20 protein-coding genes are annotated in these 18,520 nt (G+C 69.1%); 15 read left to right on the top strand and 5 right to left on the bottom strand.

The features are described 5' to 3' along the window. Nucleotides 1-61 precede the first annotated feature (61 nt). From EIZ44_RS05670 to EIZ44_RS05680, 3 genes are all read left to right on the top strand, one after another. Nucleotides 62-604, top strand: coding sequence for a hypothetical protein (locus EIZ44_RS05670; protein ID WP_205673054.1), 543 nt, complete (start codon nt 62-64; stop codon nt 602-604). Between the two features lie 161 nt (nt 605-765). Beyond that, nucleotides 766-1,107 carry a beta/gamma crystallin domain-containing protein gene (locus EIZ44_RS05675; protein WP_134668037.1) on the top strand — a complete coding sequence of 114 codons (342 nt, stop codon included), beginning with the start codon at nt 766-768 and terminating at the stop codon, nt 1,105-1,107. Nucleotides 1,108-1,242: 135 nt separating this feature from the next. Beyond that, on the top strand, nt 1,243-1,746 hold the full coding sequence (locus EIZ44_RS05680) for a hypothetical protein (protein WP_037810227.1): 504 nt from the start codon (nt 1,243-1,245) through the stop codon (nt 1,744-1,746). 52 nt (nt 1,747-1,798) lie between these two features. Here the strand turns inward: EIZ44_RS05680 and EIZ44_RS05685 are convergent, their stop codons facing one another. Next, on the bottom strand, nt 1,799-3,364 hold the full coding sequence (locus tag EIZ44_RS05685) for a sodium:solute symporter (RefSeq protein ID WP_134727895.1): 1,566 nt from the start codon (nt 3,362-3,364) through the stop codon (nt 1,799-1,801). A gap of 9 nt (nt 3,365-3,373) precedes the next feature. Further along, a complete protein-coding gene (locus tag EIZ44_RS05690; protein WP_134727896.1) occupies nt 3,374-4,588 on the bottom strand; it encodes an anhydro-N-acetylmuramic acid kinase in 1,215 nt (404 codons plus the stop codon). Between the two features lie 140 nt (nt 4,589-4,728). On the opposite strand from EIZ44_RS05690, the gene ftsY reads away from it, so the two are divergent. From ftsY to EIZ44_RS05730, 8 genes are all read left to right on the top strand, one after another. Then, entirely contained in the window at nt 4,729-6,090 is a 1,362-nt protein-coding gene (gene ftsY, locus EIZ44_RS05695; protein ID WP_134727897.1) for a signal recognition particle-docking protein FtsY, read from the top strand. A 97-nt stretch (nt 6,091-6,187) separates the two neighbouring features. Continuing rightward, entirely contained in the window at nt 6,188-6,817 is a 630-nt protein-coding gene (locus tag EIZ44_RS05700) for a hypothetical protein (protein WP_205673055.1), read from the top strand. Further along, on the top strand, nt 6,817-8,220 hold the full coding sequence (locus tag EIZ44_RS44585; protein ID WP_167753971.1) for a putative T7SS-secreted protein: 1,404 nt from the start codon (nt 6,817-6,819) through the stop codon (nt 8,218-8,220). Before EIZ44_RS05700 ends, EIZ44_RS44585 begins: the two co-directional genes overlap by 1 nt. Before the next feature lie 28 nt (nt 8,221-8,248). Further along, complete coding sequence (locus EIZ44_RS05710) at nt 8,249-8,749, top strand: hypothetical protein (RefSeq protein ID WP_134727898.1); 501 nt, start codon at nt 8,249-8,251, stop codon at nt 8,747-8,749. Then, nucleotides 8,746-9,267, top strand: a complete 522-nt coding sequence (locus EIZ44_RS05715; RefSeq protein WP_134727899.1) for a YbaB/EbfC family nucleoid-associated protein — start codon at nt 8,746-8,748, stop codon at nt 9,265-9,267. The genes EIZ44_RS05710 and EIZ44_RS05715 overlap by 4 nt, the downstream gene beginning before the upstream one ends. After that, nucleotides 9,264-10,007, top strand: coding sequence for a hypothetical protein (locus EIZ44_RS05720; protein ID WP_134727900.1), 744 nt, complete (start codon nt 9,264-9,266; stop codon nt 10,005-10,007). The genes EIZ44_RS05715 and EIZ44_RS05720 overlap by 4 nt, the downstream gene beginning before the upstream one ends. Before the next feature lie 9 nt (nt 10,008-10,016). Continuing rightward, on the top strand, nt 10,017-10,325 hold the full coding sequence (locus tag EIZ44_RS05725; RefSeq protein WP_134727901.1) for a DUF4333 domain-containing protein: 309 nt from the start codon (nt 10,017-10,019) through the stop codon (nt 10,323-10,325). Continuing rightward, nucleotides 10,322-10,816 carry a GNAT family N-acetyltransferase gene (locus EIZ44_RS05730; RefSeq protein ID WP_134668042.1) on the top strand — a complete coding sequence of 165 codons (495 nt, stop codon included), beginning with the start codon at nt 10,322-10,324 and terminating at the stop codon, nt 10,814-10,816. Before EIZ44_RS05725 ends, EIZ44_RS05730 begins: the two co-directional genes overlap by 4 nt. On the opposite strand, the gene EIZ44_RS05735 is transcribed toward EIZ44_RS05730, so the two are convergent. Then, on the bottom strand, nt 10,809-11,573 hold the full coding sequence (locus tag EIZ44_RS05735; protein WP_037712911.1) for an IclR family transcriptional regulator: 765 nt from the start codon (nt 11,571-11,573) through the stop codon (nt 10,809-10,811). The genes EIZ44_RS05730 and EIZ44_RS05735 overlap by 8 nt on opposite strands. A gap of 108 nt (nt 11,574-11,681) precedes the next feature. Here EIZ44_RS05735 and aceB point away from each other — a divergent pair, with 108 nt between their 5' ends. Both aceB and EIZ44_RS05745 read left to right on the top strand, forming a co-directional pair. Next, entirely contained in the window at nt 11,682-13,265 is a 1,584-nt protein-coding gene (gene aceB / locus EIZ44_RS05740) for a malate synthase A (protein WP_134727902.1), read from the top strand. Further along, entirely contained in the window at nt 13,265-14,461 is a 1,197-nt protein-coding gene (locus EIZ44_RS05745; RefSeq protein WP_134727903.1) for a DUF6986 family protein, read from the top strand. Before aceB ends, EIZ44_RS05745 begins: the two co-directional genes overlap by 1 nt. A gap of 19 nt (nt 14,462-14,480) precedes the next feature. Here the strand turns inward: EIZ44_RS05745 and EIZ44_RS05750 are convergent, their stop codons facing one another. Beyond that, nucleotides 14,481-14,906: a nuclear transport factor 2 family protein gene (locus EIZ44_RS05750; RefSeq protein ID WP_037810238.1), complete on the bottom strand. Its 426-nt coding sequence runs from the start codon at nt 14,904-14,906 to the stop codon at nt 14,481-14,483. 121 nt (nt 14,907-15,027) lie between these two features. Between EIZ44_RS05750 and htpG the strand changes: the two genes are divergently transcribed. After that, nucleotides 15,028-16,914 (top strand): molecular chaperone HtpG, encoded by a 1,887-nt coding sequence (htpG, locus tag EIZ44_RS05755; protein ID WP_134727904.1) that lies wholly within the window; start codon nt 15,028-15,030, stop codon nt 16,912-16,914. A 69-nt stretch (nt 16,915-16,983) separates the two neighbouring features. After that, nucleotides 16,984-18,321 carry an 8-oxoguanine deaminase gene (locus EIZ44_RS05760; protein ID WP_134727905.1) on the top strand — a complete coding sequence of 446 codons (1,338 nt, stop codon included), beginning with the start codon at nt 16,984-16,986 and terminating at the stop codon, nt 18,319-18,321. A gap of 4 nt (nt 18,322-18,325) precedes the next feature. Here the strand turns inward: EIZ44_RS05760 and EIZ44_RS05765 are convergent. Next, nucleotides 18,326-18,520: FtsW/RodA/SpoVE family cell cycle protein (locus EIZ44_RS05765; protein ID WP_167753973.1), on the bottom strand; the 195-nt coding region annotated here is incomplete at its 5' end.

An 18,520-nucleotide genomic window follows, 5' to 3' on the forward strand; every position in this document is an offset into this window, starting at 1 on the left:
TGCCGGATCCGTGCGTCTTCAGGGGTGTTCGCAAGCACCACATCCTGGAGGGGATTCGACAATGCGCACCATCGTGGCCCGCACCCTGATTTCGGGTTCGCTGCTCGGCGCCGCCCTCGCGGTCGCCGCGTGCGGCGGCGGCTCGCCGACCGGGCAGGCCGCAGCCGCGCCGACTGCGCTCTCGCCCGCGCCGACCGCTTCTTCCGTGGCCGCACCGACTTCTTCCGCGACGCCCACGCCGTCCGCCCAGGCCCCGGCGCACCAGAGCAAGCCCAAGCCGCACTCGACCCCGGCCAAGGAGCAGCCTGGCGACCGCTTGCCGGGCAAGGGAGAACTCGGCAACGGCGCGGACTGCGGCCCCATCGACGGCCCCGGCGGCAAGGTCGACGTGGTGACCGAGGCGATGCCCGCCGGAACCGTCGGCTGCACCGAGGCGATCAACGTGATGTCCGACTATCTGGCCCAGGCGCCGACCAAGGCGGAGGGCACCGGGCGTTTCCTCGACGTCGACGGCTGGAACTGCGGATACGACGGCGGAAACGGCGGCAGCAAGCAGATTTTCTGCGGCAGCAAGGGGCTTTCGTTCCACGGCAAGGCGGTGTGAGCGCGGCACTTTTCTCTCGCGCCCCGGGTACGAACGGGTAGAAGCGGGCGCCGCGGCTGTCCGCTCGCCGTCCGGGGCTGGCACGGTCGGTCTTGTCCGGCGGCGCGGTTGAGCCGGGCGCACCTTCAAGGCAGCACTGGGAGAAAGGTTCCACAGCGATCATGCCTTCACTCGTCAAGAGACTCGCGATCGGCGGCGCCGCGGCGCTCGCGCTGGCCGTCACCGTTCCGGCCGGTCAGGCGTTCGCCATCGACCGGGTCGCGTGCAACGGCCGCACCGACTTCGTCCAGCTCCGCCTCGCGGGCGGAAGCCCCTGGGACGGCAGCGATGTCGCCTGCTTCGCCAACAGCGGCGCGACGTACGTGGACCTGGGCGGCGTCACTCGGGTCGACTCCGGCAACAACTCGGTCACCCTGTACTGGGACGGCGGCCGGACCGACCTCGGCCGCTGGCAGGGCGGCGACCTGAACTTCGTGCACGTGCGGCAGGTCGTGATCCACTAAGCGATTCCGCCGGCGGCCCGGCTTTCCCGCATCGAGGGGAGGCCGGGCCGTTCGCTGTCACACTGCCGACCCGGCGTTGGCCCCATAGAGTGAATCCGGCCGAACGGCGGCCGAGAGCCGGGGAGGTACTTCTTCATGCGCGCGATGGTGCCCAAAGCCGTTGTCACGGCGTCGATTCTCGCGTTCGGCGCCCTGCTCTCGGCTTGCGGCGGGAGCAGCGACCCGGCGGCCGCCGTCTCGTCCCCGCCGTCGGTCGCGCTCACTGTCACGTCCGTGCCGGCGAGCCCCCTGCCGAGCAGCAAAGCAGCGCCGTCGAGCAAGACGCACAGCCCGGGCGAATCCCAGGACAGCAGCTCGGACGCTGGGGAAACGGTCGGCCCGCCGGTCGACTGCGGCCCGATCGACGCGCCCAACGGCAAGGTCGGCCTGGCCGCCGCCGAGACCAAGGCCGGTCGCCCTGGCTGCACCGAGGCGATCAACGTGATCACCCAGTACTTCGAGGACGCGCCGAAAAAGGCCGAGGGCACCGCGCACGTGCTGAACGTGAGCGGCTGGCGGTGCATGGCCGACACCGGCGCGCAGGGCAGCGGCCGGATCGGCTGCGACAAGGACGGCATGGTCTTCTACACACAGCCGTAAAACGTGCTCTCGCCGGGTTCCCGAGGGAACCCGGCGAGAGGAAAAGCCCTTGCTAGGCAGGGGTTTCCGCGGGCTCCTCGACCTGCTCGACGTTCGGGTCGGCACCGCGCCGCCGCAGCGACAGCAGCCCGCCCACGATCAGCGTGATCAGCACGCCGGCGAAGGTGTACCAGTAGGTCGCCAGCGGCACGAGCGTCTTCGTCGCCGCGCCGAACTGGATGTGCACCTCGGTGGTCGCCTTGTCGAATTTCACGAACAGGATCAGGAACGCCATCCCGACCACCGAGCAGGCGAACGCGATCACCGCGTCGGACTGGCGGGCCTTGCGCACCAGCAGGCCGAGGAAGAACGACCCGAGCAGCGCGCCGTAGGTGTAGCCGACGATTCCGAGGCCCTGCTGGATCACCGGGTCCTTCGAGTTGGTGAACATCGAGGCGAACACCGCGAACACGGCCGCCCAGATGAGTGTCCACATGCGACCGTGCCGGAGCAGTTTCGCGTCCTCGATCGATTTGTGCGTGAACCGCTGGTAGAGGTCGGCGATCGTGGAGGTGGACAGCGCGTTGAGCGCGGACGCGAGCGCGCCCATGGTCGACGCGAGAATGCCGGCGATCAAGAGTCCGGCGAGGCCGACCGGAAGGTCGTTGACGATGAAGTTGGAGAACACGTCGTCGCCGGACATCTTCCCGGCCGCGACCGCGGTGGCCGTCGAGCCGGTCTTGCCGCCGGTGTAGACCCACAGCATCGCGCCGACGAGCAGGAACAGCGCGAACTGGATGAACACGACGATGGACGAGCCGATCAGCGCGCGCTGGCCGTCGCGCAGGTTCCGGCAGGACAGCAGACGGCCGACGATCAACTGGTCGGCGCCGTGCGAAGCCATCGACAGGAACGCGCCGCCGACTACCGCGCAGAGGAACGCGTACGGGTTGGTGAGCAGGTTCGACGCGAAGTCGGTGAGCTGGAACCGGCCCTGGCTCGAAGCGATCTGCGTCCAGCCGGACGGCAGCTTCGTGGACAGGAAGATCACCGCGCCGATCGCGCCGAGGATGTAGAGCGACCACTGGATGACGTCCACCCAGATCACCGACTTGATGCCGCCGACGAACGCGTAGACCACGGTCAGCGCGGTCAGCAGCACGACGATGTGCCAGTACTCGGTGTGGATGCCGTAGTGGCCGAGGATCGCCTTGATCGGGATCGCCCCGGCGAACAGCCGCAGCCCCTCGGCGAGCAGTCGCGTCACCACGAAGGTGACCGACGCGGTGCCCTGCAGCCCGCGGCCGAAGCGGCGGCCGAGGAATTCGTACGCGCTCACGTAGTTGCCGCGGAAGTAGCGCGGCAGCAGCACGAACGCGGCGATCACGCGGCCGATGATGTAGCCGAACGCGACTTCGAGGAACAGGAAGGCGCTGCCGAACACGAGCCCGGGCGTCGAGATGACGGTGAGCGTGGACGTCTCGGTGGCCACCACCGAGAGCGTGACCGCCCACCAGGGCATGCTGCGCTCGCCGACGAAGTAGTCGTTCGCGGACTTCTGTCTGCGTCCGACCAGCACGCCGATGACCGGCATCGCCGCGAGGTACACGATGACGATCACCAGATCGACTGGATTCATGGGGTTCTCCTACCGTGGTTGCCCGGATTCCGCGACCCGGAGCCGGGTCGCGGCGCCCCCCAGCGGGGCGGGGAGATTCAGGGGCGCCGCACCCGGCGTCAGCGCGCCGAGCAGGCGGGGACCGCTCGCGCCGGTGGCCGAGGGCAGCGTCGCCGGGACGCCGCACCAGCTCAGCCAGCCGAGCAGCGCGGTCAAGTAGGCCTCTTTGCCGGAGCCGGGGAGGCCGAGGTCGTCGCTGGTGCGGAGCGCGCCTTCGGGAAGATGCCGCGCCAGCGCGGCCATGGTCGCCGGGTTCGCGACGCCGCCGCCGGACGCGACAACGGTCGCGACGTCGTGCCGCCGGCATTCCGCGGCGACCGTCGCGGCGGTCAGTTCGGTGAGCGTCGCCAGCAGATCCTCCGCGGACAACGACGGCAGGCCGGACAGGGCTGCGTTCAGGTATCCGCCGTGGAAGTGCTCTTTGCCAGTGGATTTCGGCGGAGGGGCGGCGAAATAGGGGTCGGCGAGCAGGCGGTCGAGCAGGTCTTTCCGGACCGAGCCGGCGAGCGCGAGCCGTCCGTCGACGTCGGCGGACAGCTTGCCGTCGCTGACGTGAGCGGCGGCGAGATCGAGCAGCGCGTTGGCCGGGCCGGTGTCGTAGGCGAGCACCTTGTCCGACTGCGTGACCACGGTGATGTTCGCGATGCCGCCGAGGTTGAGCGCGGCCACCGGACGTCCGGTCTCCTCGGCGAGGCCGCGCAGCCACATCGCGTCGAGCGTGCTTGCCAGCGGCGCGCCCTGGCCGCCCGCGGTGATGTCGCGGATGCGGAGGTCGGCGATCACCGGCACGCCGGTGCGCTCGGCGATCCACGCCGGCTGGCCGAGCTGGAGCGTGCCGAGAGCGACGCCGTTTTCGACCCAGTGGTAGACGGTCTGGCCGAGCGAGGCGATCACGTCCACCGGCCCGTACGCGGCGATCCCGCGCGCGGCCGCGTCCGCGAACGCCTGGCCGACCCGGGTGTCGAGGACGGTCAGCTGCCGCGCGCTGCTCGGCCGCGGCGGGAACGCGTCGAGGAGGTCCGCGCGGAGGTCGGCGGGATACGGCACGTCGAGCTCGCCGAGCGGGGTGAGGACGACGGTCCCGTCGTCTTCGCGGATTTCGGCGACCGCGACGTCGATTCCGTCCACGGACGTGCCCGACAGCAGCCCGAGGACGCGGAAACAGTGGCCGGCGGGGGTGGTCATCCGATGTGGTCTAGTCAACGCGGAAGGGGTGGCGCAAGACGCTTCGTGGAGTCTTGGCCGAATCGGAACCGTTCGCGTTACTCGTTGGCCTCGCGGTGGGGTGTCCGGTGGCTTGTGCACGCGGATGACAGGATGGTGGCGTGTCGAGCACCTGGTTCTGGATCGTTGTCGTCGCCGTCGTCGTCCTGGTCGCCGTGCTGGTGTCCGGGCTGCTCATCGCGCGCAAGCGGCGGATCAGCATCGCCGAACAGCGCAAGGTCGAGGAGAAGCCGAAGGGCGGCGGGTACGCCGCGAGCGGCGGGATCTCCTTCGCGTCCGGCGGAACGGCCGTCGAGGCGAAACCCGAGCCTGCTCCTTCGCCGGAGCCGGAGCCTTCGCAGGAGCCGGTGGTCGAGCACCCCGTCGAGGACCGGCCGGAAGTCGACGGCCAGCCCGCGGTCGGCGACGACGCCGCGGTCCCGCGCGACTCCGACCAGCGCACGGTGCGCGACGTCAAGCTCCCCGAACCGGTCGAGGAAGAAGCTCCCGAAGCGGTCGTGCCGGGAACGGTCGAGCCGATCGAGGAGATCGAGTCCCCGGCCGGCCGGCTCGAGCGCCTGCGCGGCCGCCTGTCGAAGTCCCGCTCGGTGTTCGGGCAGAGCCTGCTGGGCCTGCTCGGCGGCGGCGACCTGGACGAGGACTCGTGGCAGGACGTCGAAGACACGCTGCTCATGGCGGACCTCGGCGCAGCCACGACGACCCAGATCGTGGACCGGCTGCGCGACGAACTGAACCGCCGCGCGGTGCGCACATCGGACGAAGCCCGCGAACTGCTGCACGAGGTGCTGACCGCGGCGCTGTCCACGGACGCCGAGCGCTCCGTCCGGGCCCTGCCGCACGAGGTAGACGGCAAGAAGCAGCCCGCGGTCGTGCTGGTGGCGGGCGTGAACGGCACCGGCAAGACCACGACGACCGGCAAACTCGCGCGAGTGCTGGTGGCCCAGGGCGGCACTGTGGTGCTGGGCGCGGCCGACACGTTCCGCGCCGCGGCCGCCGACCAACTCCAGACGTGGGGCGAACGCGTGGGCGCCTCGGTGGTGCGAGGCAAGGAAGGCGCAGACCCGGCGGCAGTCGCGTTCGACGCGGTCAAGCAGGGCATCAGCGAGGGCGTGGACACGGTCCTGGTCGACACCGCGGGCCGCCTCCACACGAAGACCGGCCTGATGGACGAACTCGGCAAGGTGAAGCGAGTCGTGGAAAAGCAGGCGCGAGTGGACGAGGTCCTGCTCGTGCTGGACGCGACGACCGGACAGAACGGGCTCGCGCAGGCCCGGGTGTTCGCCGAGGTCATCGACGTGACGGGCATCGTCCTGACCAAACTGGACGGCACCGCCAAGGGCGGGATCGTGTTCCAGGTCCAGAAGGAACTGGGAGTGCCGGTGAAGCTGGTGGGGCTGGGCGAGGGGCCGGATGATCTGGCGCCGTTCGAGCCCGGGGCGTTCGTGGACGCTTTGCTGGGCTGATTCCCCCAGACGGGTGAAGATCGGCTAAAGCGGACATTCCCTGCAGGGTGGCCTGCCACGGTGGGTAGCGGCGCAGCTACGACCACGAGGGGTGGGCATGTCGGGCGGGTTTGGCGCGGTCCCGGAAGAACTGTTCCGGACGGCGAATTCGATCGGGGATGTGATCGGCAGCGCCGCGGGCCTGCTGTGGCAAGGGCCGAGCGGCGACTACGGGCATCGAGGGGTCCAGGCCGGGTGGGCCGGGTTCGTCGAAGAAATCCAGGCCGAGGTCGCCCGGCTGACCGAGATCGCCGAGGGGCACGGCGACGACCTGCGGACGGCGGCGGGGAAGTACGCGGAGTCCGACGCCGCCGCGACCGGGACGATCGGCAAGTTCGGCTCGGGGCTCGGCGACCTCTTCGGCGACACTGCCGGAGGCGTGACTCCCTTCGCCGGAGCCGAAGCGCAAGCGGAAGCCAAGATCGGCAGCAGGCTCGAGGGCGCTCCGGGCGGAGGGTTCACCGGAGGCCTCACACCGAGCCAGCTGGACGAGCGACTCGGCGAGCCCGAAGGCGGACTGCACGACGTTCCCGGAGGCGGCTGGACCGGCGGCGCGACCGGACGGATCAGCGGGTCGATCGACGACGACGGGCCGGTGCGGATCATGAGCCCGGAGCGTTCCCGGCAGCTCTTCCCCGATTCCTCGGGCAAGCCCGCCGGCCGCGACGAGATCGGGCCGGTCTTCTGATGGGCGCGGAACTCGGGCAGACCACCGACCCGAAAGCCTTGATCCCCGGCGAGCCGCAACTGCTCTCCGGCGACCTGAAAGACCTGGTGCGCAACATCGACAAGATGGCCGGGATTTCCGAAGGGCTCGGCGGGATCGCCCCTCGGGAGTGGTCCGGCGACGCGGCGGACCGCTTCCGGGAGATCTTCGGGCAGGAGCCGAAGAACTGGATCGAGACGATCGGCGTCCTCGGCAAAGGCGCGACCGCGCTCGCCGACTACGGCGACGCGCTGACGTGGAGCCAGAGCGAGGCGCAGCGGGCGATCGAACTCTTCACCCAGGCGCAAGCGGCCTCGCGGGCCGCGGCCGCGGACCACCAGGTGCAGATGCTGCAGGCCAGCTCGATCGGAGAGGCGATCGCTCCGCTCGTGGATCCCGGCCGGGCCGCCATGTCCGAGGCGCAGCAGATCCTCGAGAACGCGCGCGGCAAGCTCGAACAGGTCGGCGGCATGACCGCGGAGGCCCTCGGCTTCAGTCGCGACGAGGACGGCTCGTACTCGAAGGACGTCGGCAAGGGCAAGGAATTCGGCGCCGACCACCGAAAAACGGTCGACCAATGGAACGACGAGAAGGGCAAGTTCGAGGAAAAAGACCCGGGCGGGTGGCAGAAGAGCCGCTTCGGCAAGAGCTTCAAGGGCGAATTCGGCAGCCAGTCGGACGGGATGTTCGGCGACAAGATCGGCAGCCTCCTGGAGTCGCTCGGGATCGACACCCACGAATCCACTGTCTCGGCCGAGGCGGGCGTGGACCTGCTCGACGGTTCGCTCGAAGGCAAATTCGGGTCCGAGCAGTTCGGCGGCAGCGGGAAGATCGAGGGCGCGGTGCTCGGCGCGAACGCCGAGGCGCACGCGGGCGCGAGCATCCTGGGCGTCAACGCCGGCGCCTCGGCCGAGGCGTATCTGGCGAAGGGCAGCGCCGAGGGCGAACTGCACCTGTCCGACCACGCGGGCTTGAAGGGCTCCGCCGAAGGCGAGATCGGGGCCAGCGCTTCCGCGGAAGGTTCGATCGGCGTGACCGGAGCCCAGGGCAATGCCGAGGCCTTTGTCGGTGCGAGGGTCGAAGGCGACGTCAGCGCCGAAGTCGGCGGCGTGTCGGCCGGTGTGCACGGCGAAGCCTGGGCCGGTGCGGGCGTGGAAGCGAGCGGCCAGGTCGGCATGGGCGACGACGGCAAGTTCCACCTCGGCGCCTCCATCGGCGTCGGTCTCGGCATCGGCGGCAAGATCGGATTCGACATCGCGATCGATCCGGGCGAGGTCGTGGACACGGTGAAGGACGTCGCCGACGATGTCGGCGAGGTGGTTTCCGACGTGGGGAATGGCATCTCCAACGCGGCGGGGGCCGTCGCCGACTTCCTAGGCTTCTGAAAACCAGACCCAGATTCGGAGAAACGCAGTGGCATCCACTATTCCGGTTCCGATCCAGTTCTCGTTGCCCGAGGGCTGGCAATCGGCGCCGCCGGACGAGGTCGGAGCCCCGGGCGCGGCTTTCGTCGCGCTGAAGGCGTCCTCGGCGCGGGACGGGTTCACTCCCAACATCTCGATCACCGGCGAGATCCGGGAAAACGCCGTCCTCACGGAGATCGGCGACGAAGCGGTCGAGAAACTGCGCGCGGCCGGCGCTGCCGACGTCCGGCTCGGCAGGCGGAACGAGGTCGGCTCGGACTCGGATCCCGCTTTGACCCAAGCGGTGAAGCTCACGATCCCGTTGCGGGGCAAACCCGCCGACCTCGTGCAGTTCCAGGTGTTCATGCTGATGCGGGACCAGCGGGAGCCCGAGCGGAGCGCGGTGCTGCACGTGGTGCTGTCCGCGTTGCTCGAGGACCAGTTCGAGCACGTGATCGGCGATTTCCAGAAGTTCCTTGCCACCATCGAACCGGAGAAGCCCACCCGATGAACGAAACAGCCCGGCAGCTGCTCGCCCGGATCGAAGCGATCGATTCCGCGGCGACGGACAACCGGCTGCGCGCCGAGGCCTATCAGCGCATGAACGACGAACTCAAGGAAACTCAAGGACAGGCGACGTCTCCCGACGGCGCGGTGACGGTCGTGGCCGGACCCGGCGGCGGGATCACCTCGATCACCTTCAGCGAGGGTTCGTCCGAAACCGCCAGGGAGGTGCTCGCCGCGGACGTGCTGCGGGCGATTTCCGAAGCGCAGGCGAACGTCGCGAGGGCTCAGGCCGACGTCGTTCGCCGAGGGCTCGGCGACACCGAATTGCTCGACCGCGTCCTGGACTCGGACGAGGAGTTGTTCGGCGCCTCCCGCCCTTCGTCACTCGGCGCCGTGCCTGAGCCGGTCGCTGCGCCGGGCAGTCGGCCGCTGCCTGCTTTCGCCGGCCGGGGCCCGTGCGTGGCGGACGAAGAGTTCGAACCGGTCGACATCTTCGATGACGGGGACGAGCGGCGGCGATGAGCGTCGCGCTGATTTTGGTGATCGTCATCGGCGGCACGCTCCTCATGGCCGGGGCGCTCGTCTGGTTCCTGGTCTGGAACAGCCGTTCCTACAAACGCGACCAGGAACAAGCCATGGCCCGGCTGCAGGAGGAGATCCAGCGGCGCGGGTGGCGGTACGAGGAACGCAACGACGCCTATTGCGCCTATTTCGACGAGGGCGACCGCTACATCGAGCGAAACGCGGTGGAGCAGGCGATGAACCCGCTCGGGCCGTACTTGAACCGGCGGGAGATCTACGAGGCGCGCGAGATCGTCACCGGGACTCATCGCGGCAGGCCGTTCCTCGCCGGGGCTTTCCGGGTGCGGACGCCGATGCAGGGCGAGACCAACACCCTTCGCGTGATTTGGGTGCGCGGCCCGGGAACCGGCCCGGCGTTGCAGATCAGCCGCGTCGCTGAGTTGTCCAGCCGGGTCAACGCGCAGATCGGGCAGGGCGACGTGCAGACCGGCGACGCCGAGTTCGACCTCCGGTACGAGGTGCGCAGCGGGAACGCCGATTTCGCCCGTGCCGTACTGAATCCGGTCGTCACCGCGTTCCTCAAAACCGATCCGCGCAAGTTCCGCGGGTTCGCGCTGGTCGGCGGGAAGCTCGACTTCTTCGACCAGGTCAGCGATCACCGGGACCCGAAAGTCCTGCTCCCTGCCCTCGATCTCCGCTGCGACCTTCTCGACCGCATCCCGAATTCCGTCTGGCACTAGGAGAAATCCATGCGTTCCCGGATCCTGCTCGCCGCCTGCGCGCTGGTTCTCGCCGGTTGTTCCGCGCACGTGAGCGTCGGCAAGGAGGTCTCCAAGGAGAACTTCGAAAAGGGCATCTCCGACGCTCTCCAGCAGTCCATCGGCAAGCGGCCGGACACCGTCGCCTGCCCGGGGCCGATCAAGGCCGTCGAGGGGGAGTCGATGCGCTGCGTCCTCACCGCGGGTGGACAGAAAGTCGGGCTCACCGCGAAAATCGGCGCGGTGAACGGCACCGAGGTGAAGTACGACGTCCAGGTCGATCAGAAACCCATGCAGTGACCCGGGTAACCCTCCGCCAGCTCACCGAAGCCGACCGGTCGCGAGTGCGCGAGATCCTCTCTGCCCCGGAAGTTTCGCAGTGGTGGGGCGATCCCGACGAGGAAACCGACGGGCTTCTCGCCAAGGACGAAGAACACGCGTACGCCATCGAGCACAACGGCCAGACCGTCGGCATCATCCAGAGCTGGGAAGAAACCACCCCCCGCTACCGGCACGCCGGGATCGACCTCGCTGTGCACCCTGGCCACTACGGGCTCGGGCTCGGCTCGGAGGCGATCCGGATCCTCGCCCAGCGTCTGTTCGACCAGGGGCACCACCGGATCACCATCGATCCGGCGGCGGCCAATCACCGTGCGATTCACGTCTACGAGAAGCTCGGTTTCCGCCGGGTCGGGATTCTCCGCGACTACGAGCAAGGGCCGGACGGAACCTGGCACGACGGTCTGCTGATGGACCTCCTCAAAGGCGAACTCAAGGGCGAACTCAAGTAACCGGCAGCTGCTGCGAAAGCCGGTCCGCCACCTTCTGCACCACCGGCGCGATGTGGCTCACCGCGTCGGCCGTCAGGCGGCCGGACGGGCCCGACACCGACACCGCGGCGGGCACCGGCGCGCCGGGGATCGCGACGGCGATGCAGCGCACGCCCAATTCCTGCTCCGCCTCGTCCAGCGCGTAACCCTGTCCGGCGATCTTCTTCAGCTCCACCGCCAGCGCGTCCGGATCGGTGAAGGTGTGCTCGGTGTACGCGGGCATCCCGGTGCGTTCCAGCAGCGCCGCGACCTCGTCGGCGGGCAGTTCCGCCAGCATCGCCTTTCCCACGCCGGTGCCGTGCGGCAGCAGGCGCCGGCCCACCTCGGTGAACATGCGCATCGAGTGCTTCGAGGGCACTTGTGCGACATACACCACCTCGTCGCGTTCCAGCACCGCCAGATTCGCCGTCTCGCCGACCTCCTCGACCAGTTCGACCAGCAGCGGCCGCGCCCACGCGCCGAACTGCATGCTGGCGTTCTCGCCGAGCCGGATCAGCCGGGCGCCCAGCGCGTAGTGCCGGTTGGTGTTCTGCCGGACGTAGCCCAGCGACACCAGCGTGCGGATCAGCCGGTGGATCGTCGGCATCGGCAGCCCGGACAGGGTCGCCAGCTCCGACAGGCTGGCCTCGCCGCCGGTGTCCGCCAGGTGCTCCAGCAGCTCGAACGCGCGCTGCAGGGACTGGACGCCGCCGTCTCGTCCGCTCTTCTCAGCCGCCACCAGTGGTCCTCCTCACAGACCCGATTGATGTTCCGCTATGCAGAAACTATAGTCCGTCAGGTAAAAACCGTAGGGACGTTATCCAAAGCACTACTCGGGGTGTTGCGCATGTCTGAGGTCCAGGTTCTCGGCGGGTCCGTCGAGCGTGGGGACGAGATTCTGACGCCGGAAGCCCTCGCTTTCGTAGCGGGCTTGCACGACGAGTACGCCGCGCGGCGCGACGAACTCCTCGTCGCGCGGGGCAAGCGGCGCGAGGAGGCCCGGACCACCGGCCGCCTCGATTTCCTCGCCGAGACCAAGGAGATCCGCGAGGGCGACTGGCAGGTCGCGGGCGCGCCGGAAGCGCTGCGCGACCGCCGCGTGGAGATCACCGGCCCGACCGATCGCAAGATGACCATCAACGCCCTCAACTCCGGCGCCAAGGTGTGGCTCGCCGACTTCGAGGACGCCAACACGCCGCACTGGGCGAACGTCGTGGGCGGCCAGGTCAACCTGTCCGACGCGATCCGCGGCACCATCACGCTCGACCAGAACGGCAAGCACTACGAGCTGAAGCCGGACGTCGAGCACGCCACCATCGTGGTCCGCCCGCGCGGCTGGCACCTCGACGAGCGCAACCTGACCTTCGGCGGCCGCAAGGGCGTCGGCGCGCTGGTCGACTTCGGCCTGTACTTCTTCCACAACGCGCAAGAGCTGCTCAACCGCGGCAAGGGCCCGTACTTCTACCTGCCGAAGATGGAAAGCCACCTCGAAGCGCGGCTGTGGAACGACGTGTTCACGCACGCGGAGAAGGCGCTCGGCATCCCGCACGGCACCGTCCGCGCGACCGTGCTGATCGAGACCATCCCGGCCGCGTTCGAGATGGAGGAGATCCTCTACGAACTGCGCGAGCACGCCTCGGGCCTCAACGCGGGCCGCTGGGACTACCTGTTCAGCGTCATCAAGTACTTCCGTGACGCGGGCGAGAAGTTCGTGCTGCCGGACCGCAACTCGGTCACCATGACCGCGCCGTTCATGCGCGCCTACACCGAACTGCTCGTGCGCACCTGCCACAAGCGCGGCGCGTTCGCGATCGGCGGCATGGCCGCGTTCATCCCGAGCAAGGACCCGGAAGTCAACAAGGGCGCCTTCGACAAGGTGCACGCCGACAAGTCGCGGGAGGCCGGGGACGGCTTCGACGGTTCGTGGGTCGCGCACCCGGGCATGGTCGCACTCTGCAAGGAAGAATTCGACAAGGTCCTCGGCGACCAGCCCAACCAGCTGGGCCGCACTCGCGACGAGGTGAGCGTGACCGCCGACCAGCTGCTGGACGTCGCCTCGACGCCGGGCAGCGCCACCGCGGCCGGTCTGCGCGCGGCGGTCGACGTCGGCATCCGCTACCTGGCCTCGTGGCTGGGCGGCAACGGCGCGGCGGCGATCCACAACCTCATGGAGGACGCCGCCACGGCCGAGATTTCGCGGTCGCAGGTGTGGCAGTGGGTCAAGAACGGCACGCAGCTGGACAACGGCGAGAAGGTCACCGCGGAGCTGGTGCGCGGCGTCATCGCCGATGTCCAAGGCGAGCTGACAGTGTCGTCCTCGGAGGTCTCCGACGACCTGCTGAAGCCCGCGGTCGAGCTGTTCGAGCAGGTCGCGCTGGCTGACGAGTTCCCGGACTTCCTGACCCTGCCGGCGTACGAGCACATCCAGTAATGGCTGGCGGACGACTCGCCGAGGACGTCTACCGCACCGCCGACGCGCGGTTGGCCAAGGCCGACGCGCGCGTGGCGGCGCGGTACCCCGGCGAGTCTCCGGGCCGTCGTCCGGTGCACACGGTTTACGTGCCGGCGTCGCAGTACCGCACCCGTCTGGTCGCCGATTGGGGCAAGCAGGCGATGCGGGTCTTCGTCGAGCACGGCGACCTGCTGAACCTCGACCCGGCGGTGGCCGAGCGGGTCCGCGAGAAGCTCCTCACCGAGCCGATCGAGGACCTCCGCATCGACTTCGAGGACGGTTACGGCCGTCCCGGCGACGAAGCGGAGGACGCGGCCGCCGAGGCCGCCGGGCGCACCCTCGCGACTACCGGCGGCACCCCGTTCGTCGGAATCCGGTTCAAGAGCTTCGAAGCCGCGACGCGGCGGCGGGGCATCCGGACACTCGACCTGTTCCTGTCCGGCTTGCTGTCCGAAGGATCGCTGCCGGACGGATTCGTGGTGACGCTGCCGAAGGTCACCGCGGTCGAACAGGTCGAGGTCGCCGCGGAAGTGCTGGGGCGGCTGGAAACCGCGTACGGACTGGCGGACCGCGCGCTGCGGTTCGAGGTGCAGATCGAGACCGCGCAGTCGATCCTTTCGACCGACGGCACGGTCTCGGTCGCGCAGATCATCCAAGCGGCGGACGGCCGGTGCTCCGGGCTGCATTACGGGACCTACGACTACAGCGCGGGTCTCGGGATCAGCGCGGCGTACCAGAGCATGGCGCACCCCGCCGCCGACTTCGCGAAGCAGTTCATGCAGGTCGCGGCTGCCGGAACGGGCGTGCGGCTGTCCGACGGTTCGACCAACCGGCTCCCGGTGGGCGACGACCTGCCGGGCGCGTGGGCCGAGCACCTGCGCCTGGTGCGGCGGTCGCTGGAGAACGGCTTCTACCAGGGCTGGGACCTGCATCCGCACCAGCTGCCGACCCGGTATGCGGCGACGTACGCCTTCTACCGCGAAGGCGCCCCGGCGGCGGCCAAGCGGTTGCAGGACTACGCGTCGAAGACCTCCGGGGGAGTGCTGGACGAGCCCGCCACGGCGGAAGCGCTGGCCCGGTATCTGCTCGGCGGATTCCACTGCGGTGCGCTGGCGGAGTCGGAGCTGCCGTTCGAACCGGCGCGGCTGGACGCGTACGCGCGGCGACAAGCCTGAACGGTCGCGAGTGCCTGTGCTACTCCGCGCAGGCACTCGCGATCGCCGCGGTGTCCCAGTAAAACGGCCGCACCTCGGCGATCCGCCCGTTCTCGATCCGGATCGCCTGGAGGATCGGGAACTCCAGGTCCCGCCCGGTCGCGCGGGTCCGGGCGCGCACCTGGGTGAGCACCACCGACGTCGCGCCGACGGCAAGGAACTCCTGGTCGCCGATGTCGAACGACTCCCAGATCCGGCTCATCTCGAGGAAGAACTTCTCCAGCCCGGCGTGGCCGTGCCAGTCGCCGCCGAACGGCAGCCCGGCGGCCTGGTGCAGTACGACATCCTCGGCGAAATACGGGGCCAACGGGGCAAACGAAGCCGAACCGGGGCCGCCGGCGGCGAAATACTCGGCCTCGGCTTGATACATGCCGTTGAGCACGGCTGCGGGATCAGTCACGGGCATCAGCCTGGCCGTCCCGGGCGGGCGCCGCTGGCGGCAATCGGACTTCGCGGTCTCCGCACGTTCTGCCGGTCGCGCTGGGTAGACTTCACGCCGGTCTTTTCAGGGGCGGGAAAGGAAACACATGGCTGAGGAAACCGGGACGGTCGAAACGCTGGAGTTCCAGTCCGAGGCGCGCCAGCTGCTGCAGCTGATGATCCACTCGATCTACTCGAACAAGGACATCTTCCTGCGCGAGCTGGTCTCCAACGCCTCCGACGCGCTGGACAAGCTGCGGCTGGAGACGTACCGCGACAAGGATCTGCAGGCCGAGACCGACAACCTGCACATCGAAATCCTCCTCGACGCCGAGGCGCGCACCCTCACCGTGCGCGACAACGGCATCGGGATGAGCCGCGACGACGTCGTCAACCTGATCGGCACCATCGCGAAATCCGGCACCGCAGACTTCCTGCGCAAGCTGAAGGAGTCGAAGGAATCCGCCGGACAGGACCTGATCGGGCAGTTCGGCGTCGGCTTCTACTCGAGCTTCATGGTCGCCGACAAGGTCACGCTGGTGACGCGGCGCGCGGGCACGGACGAGGGCGTCCGCTGGGAATCCACCGGCGAGGGCACCTACACGATCGAGTCCCTCTCCGACGCGCCGCAGGGTACGTCGGTCACGCTGCACCTCAAGCCCGCCGACGACGAGGACCACCTCTACGACTACACGTCGCCGTGGAAGGTCCGCGAGATCGTCAAGCGCTACTCCGACTTCATCACCTGGCCGGTGCAGATGGCCAAGGAAGCCAAGGATGACGAAGAGAGCGGTCTCGAGACCGTCAACTCCATGAAGGCGCTCTGGGCGCGTTCGAAGGACGAGGTCTCCGACGAGGAGTACCACGAGTTCTACAAGCACATCAGCCACGACTGGACCGATCCGCTCGAGACGGTCCGGATGCAGGCCGAGGGCACCTTCGAGTACCAGGCGCTGCTGTTCCTGCCCTCGCGCGCGCCGGTCGACCTGTTCATGCGGGACGCGAAGCGCGGCGTGCAGCTGTACGTCAAGCGCGTGTTCATCATGGACGACTGCGAAGCGCTGATGCCGAACTACCTGCGCTTCGTGAAGGGCGTCGTCGACGCGGCGGATCTGTCGCTGAACGTGTCGCGCGAGATCCTGCAGCAGGACCGGCAGATCCGCGCGATCCGGCGGCGGCTGGAGAAGAAGATCCTCTCCACGGTCAAGACGATGATGACCGAGGACGCCGAGAAGTACGCGACGTTCTGGTCCGAGTTCGGCCGCGCGGTCAAGGAAGGCCTGATCGACGACCCGGAGAACCGGGAGCAGATCCTCGAGATCTCGTCGTTCGATTCGACGCACCACGCGGACAAGCCCACCTCGCTGCGCGACTACGTGTCGCGGATGAAGGAGGGCCAGGAGCACATCTACTACCTGACCGGCGATTCGCGCACCGTCATCGAGAACTCGCCGCACCTGGAAGCGTTCCGCGCCAAGGGGTACGAGGTGCTGATCCTCACCGACCCGGTGGACGAGATGTGGACGGAGTCGGCGAGCGGCTTCGACGGCAAGACGTTCCAGTCGGTCGCGAAGGGCGAGGTCGACCTCGGCGACGAGACGTCCGACGAGAAGAAGGCCGAGTACGAGGACCTGCTGAAGTGGATGTCGGCGACGCTGTCCGACACCGTCAAGGAGGTCCGCCTGTCGTCGCGGCTGACGACGTCGCCGTCCTGCATCGTCGGCGACGCGGGCGATCTGACGCCGACGCTGGAGAAGATGTACCGCGCGATGGGGCAGGAGCTGCCGCCGGTGAAGCGCGTGCTGGAGCTGAACCCGGAGCACGCGCTGGTGACGGGTCTGCGCAAGGCGTTCGCCGAGCACCCGGAGGACACTTCGCTGTCCGAGACGGCGGAGCTGCTGCACGGTATGGCGTTGCTCGCCGAGGGCGGCGAGCTGAGTGACCCGAGCCGGTTCCTGAACCTGGTCGCGGATCGCGCGGCCAAGGCGTTGTGACGGGTTTCGTGAGTGGCTGCCGCGGGTTCGGGGTAGCCACTCACGAGACCTTCCGGAGGTGAGTGTCGCATGAGGACAGTCGTCGAGAACGCCGCGATCGCGACGGTCAGCGGTCCCGAATACCGCAACGGACACGTCGTGCTCGAGGACGACCGCATCGCGGCTGTCGGCGACGGCGCCTTCACCGGCGAGGCGGACGAACGCGTCGACGCAAGCGGCTGCCTCGTCACGCCGGGCCTCGTGAACACGCACCATCACCTCTACCAATGGGCCACCCGCGGCCTCGCCGCCGACCACACGCTGTTCGAGTGGCTCGTCGCGCTGTACCCGGTGTGGGCCAAGCTGGACGAGGAGATCACGCACGCCGCGGGTACCGCCGGAATGGCGCGGCTCGCCCTGAGCGGCTGCACCACGGTCGCCGACCACCACTACGTCTTCCCGTCCGACGGCGGCGACCAAGTGGCCGCGCTCGTCGCCGCGCGGGAGCGGATCGGCTTGCGGCTGCACCTGGTCCGCGGCTCGATGGACCGCGGCGAATCGGACGGCGGGCTGCCGCCGGACAGCCTGGTCGAGACCGCCGATAACGCCCTCATCGGCACCGAAGCCGCGATCGACCGCTACCACGACGCCTCGCCGGGCGCGCACCTGCAGATCGCGGCGGGCCCGTGCTCGCCGTTCACCGTCACCGAGCGGCTGATGACCGCTTCGGCCGACCTGGCCCGGCGCAAGGGCGTCCGGCTGCACACGCACCTGGCCGAAACCCAGGACGAGGAAAAGCAATGCCTCGCCGAAACCGGCCTCACGCCCGCGGAGTACGCGGACAAACTGGGCTGGCTGGCGTCGGATGTCTGGTTGGCGCACACTGTCCACCTCGCGCCGGACGCGATCCGCCGCTTCGGCGCGACCGCGACGGGTTCCGCACATTGCCCGACGTCGAACGGCCGCCTGGGCAGCGGAATCGCCCCGGTGCGCGACCTGCTCGACGCCGGTGCTCCGGTCGGGTTGGGCGTCGACGGCGCGGCTTCGAGCGAATCCGGCGGCTTGGCGGAGGAGTTGCACCAGGCGTTGCTGCAGGCCCGGCAACGCGGCGGGCCCAAGGGATTGACCACGCGAGAAGCGTTGTGGCTGGGCACAATGGGCGGCGCGCGGTGCCTCGGCCGGGAGCGCGAGATGGGCTCGGTGGAAGTGGGGAAGCTCGCGGATCTGGCGGTGTGGGACCTGAACGGGCTGAACTACGCGGGCATCGAAGACCCGGTCGCAGCCCTGGTGCTGGCCGCGCCGCCGCCGCTGCGGAGGCTTTTCGTGGGCGGGAAAACGGTGGTGGAGACGGGGCAGCTCAGGACGGCCGACGAGACGTCGATTGCGGGCGAGTTGGCGAAGGCGAGTGCCCGGCTCCGCGAAGGCTGACAGCTCACCGAGGTCGTTTGACCAGCACCGTCCCCGCCTCCGCCAGTGGGGCCCGCACCGCCTGCACTGGTTCCGTCGTGCTCGGCTGGCGGGCTGCGTCTGAGATCCGCAGCAGCAGCGCGACCAGGATGTAGTTTGCGAGCAGTGACGAACCGCCTTTCGACAGGAACGGTGCGGTGATGCCGGTTTCCGGGATCAG

Origin of the sequence: Amycolatopsis nivea, assembly GCF_004522235.1 — a bacterium.
In the GTDB taxonomy this organism is placed as follows: domain Bacteria; phylum Actinomycetota; class Actinomycetes; order Mycobacteriales; family Pseudonocardiaceae; genus Amycolatopsis; species Amycolatopsis nivea.

Excerpts from the sequence above, each read along its gene's own strand:
- EIZ44_RS05685 (WP_134727895.1), bottom strand. The coding sequence starts at position 3,364 with ATGAATCCAGTCGATCTGGTGATCGTCATCGTGTACCTCGCGGCGATG.
- EIZ44_RS44585 (WP_167753971.1), top strand. The coding sequence starts at position 6,817 with ATGGGCGCGGAACTCGGGCAGACCACCGACCCGAAAGCCTTGATCCCC.
- EIZ44_RS05760 (WP_134727905.1), top strand. The coding sequence starts at position 16,984 with ATGAGGACAGTCGTCGAGAACGCCGCGATCGCGACGGTCAGCGGTCCC.
- EIZ44_RS05750 (WP_037810238.1), bottom strand. The coding sequence starts at position 14,906 with ATGCCCGTGACTGATCCCGCAGCCGTGCTCAACGGCATGTATCAAGCC.
- EIZ44_RS05700 (WP_205673055.1), top strand. The coding sequence starts at position 6,188 with ATGTCGGGCGGGTTTGGCGCGGTCCCGGAAGAACTGTTCCGGACGGCG.
- EIZ44_RS05725 (WP_134727901.1), top strand. The coding sequence starts at position 10,017 with ATGCGTTCCCGGATCCTGCTCGCCGCCTGCGCGCTGGTTCTCGCCGGT.
- EIZ44_RS05670 (WP_205673054.1), top strand. The coding sequence starts at position 62 with ATGCGCACCATCGTGGCCCGCACCCTGATTTCGGGTTCGCTGCTCGGC.
- EIZ44_RS05680 (WP_037810227.1), top strand. The coding sequence starts at position 1,243 with ATGCGCGCGATGGTGCCCAAAGCCGTTGTCACGGCGTCGATTCTCGCG.
- htpG (WP_134727904.1), top strand. The coding sequence starts at position 15,028 with ATGGCTGAGGAAACCGGGACGGTCGAAACGCTGGAGTTCCAGTCCGAG.
- EIZ44_RS05745 (WP_134727903.1), top strand. The coding sequence starts at position 13,265 with ATGGCTGGCGGACGACTCGCCGAGGACGTCTACCGCACCGCCGACGCG.
- aceB (WP_134727902.1), top strand. The coding sequence starts at position 11,682 with ATGTCTGAGGTCCAGGTTCTCGGCGGGTCCGTCGAGCGTGGGGACGAG.
- EIZ44_RS05675 (WP_134668037.1), top strand. The coding sequence starts at position 766 with ATGCCTTCACTCGTCAAGAGACTCGCGATCGGCGGCGCCGCGGCGCTC.
- EIZ44_RS05690 (WP_134727896.1), bottom strand. The coding sequence starts at position 4,588 with ATGACCACCCCCGCCGGCCACTGTTTCCGCGTCCTCGGGCTGCTGTCG.
- EIZ44_RS05720 (WP_134727900.1), top strand. The coding sequence starts at position 9,264 with ATGAGCGTCGCGCTGATTTTGGTGATCGTCATCGGCGGCACGCTCCTC.
- EIZ44_RS05715 (WP_134727899.1), top strand. The coding sequence starts at position 8,746 with ATGAACGAAACAGCCCGGCAGCTGCTCGCCCGGATCGAAGCGATCGAT.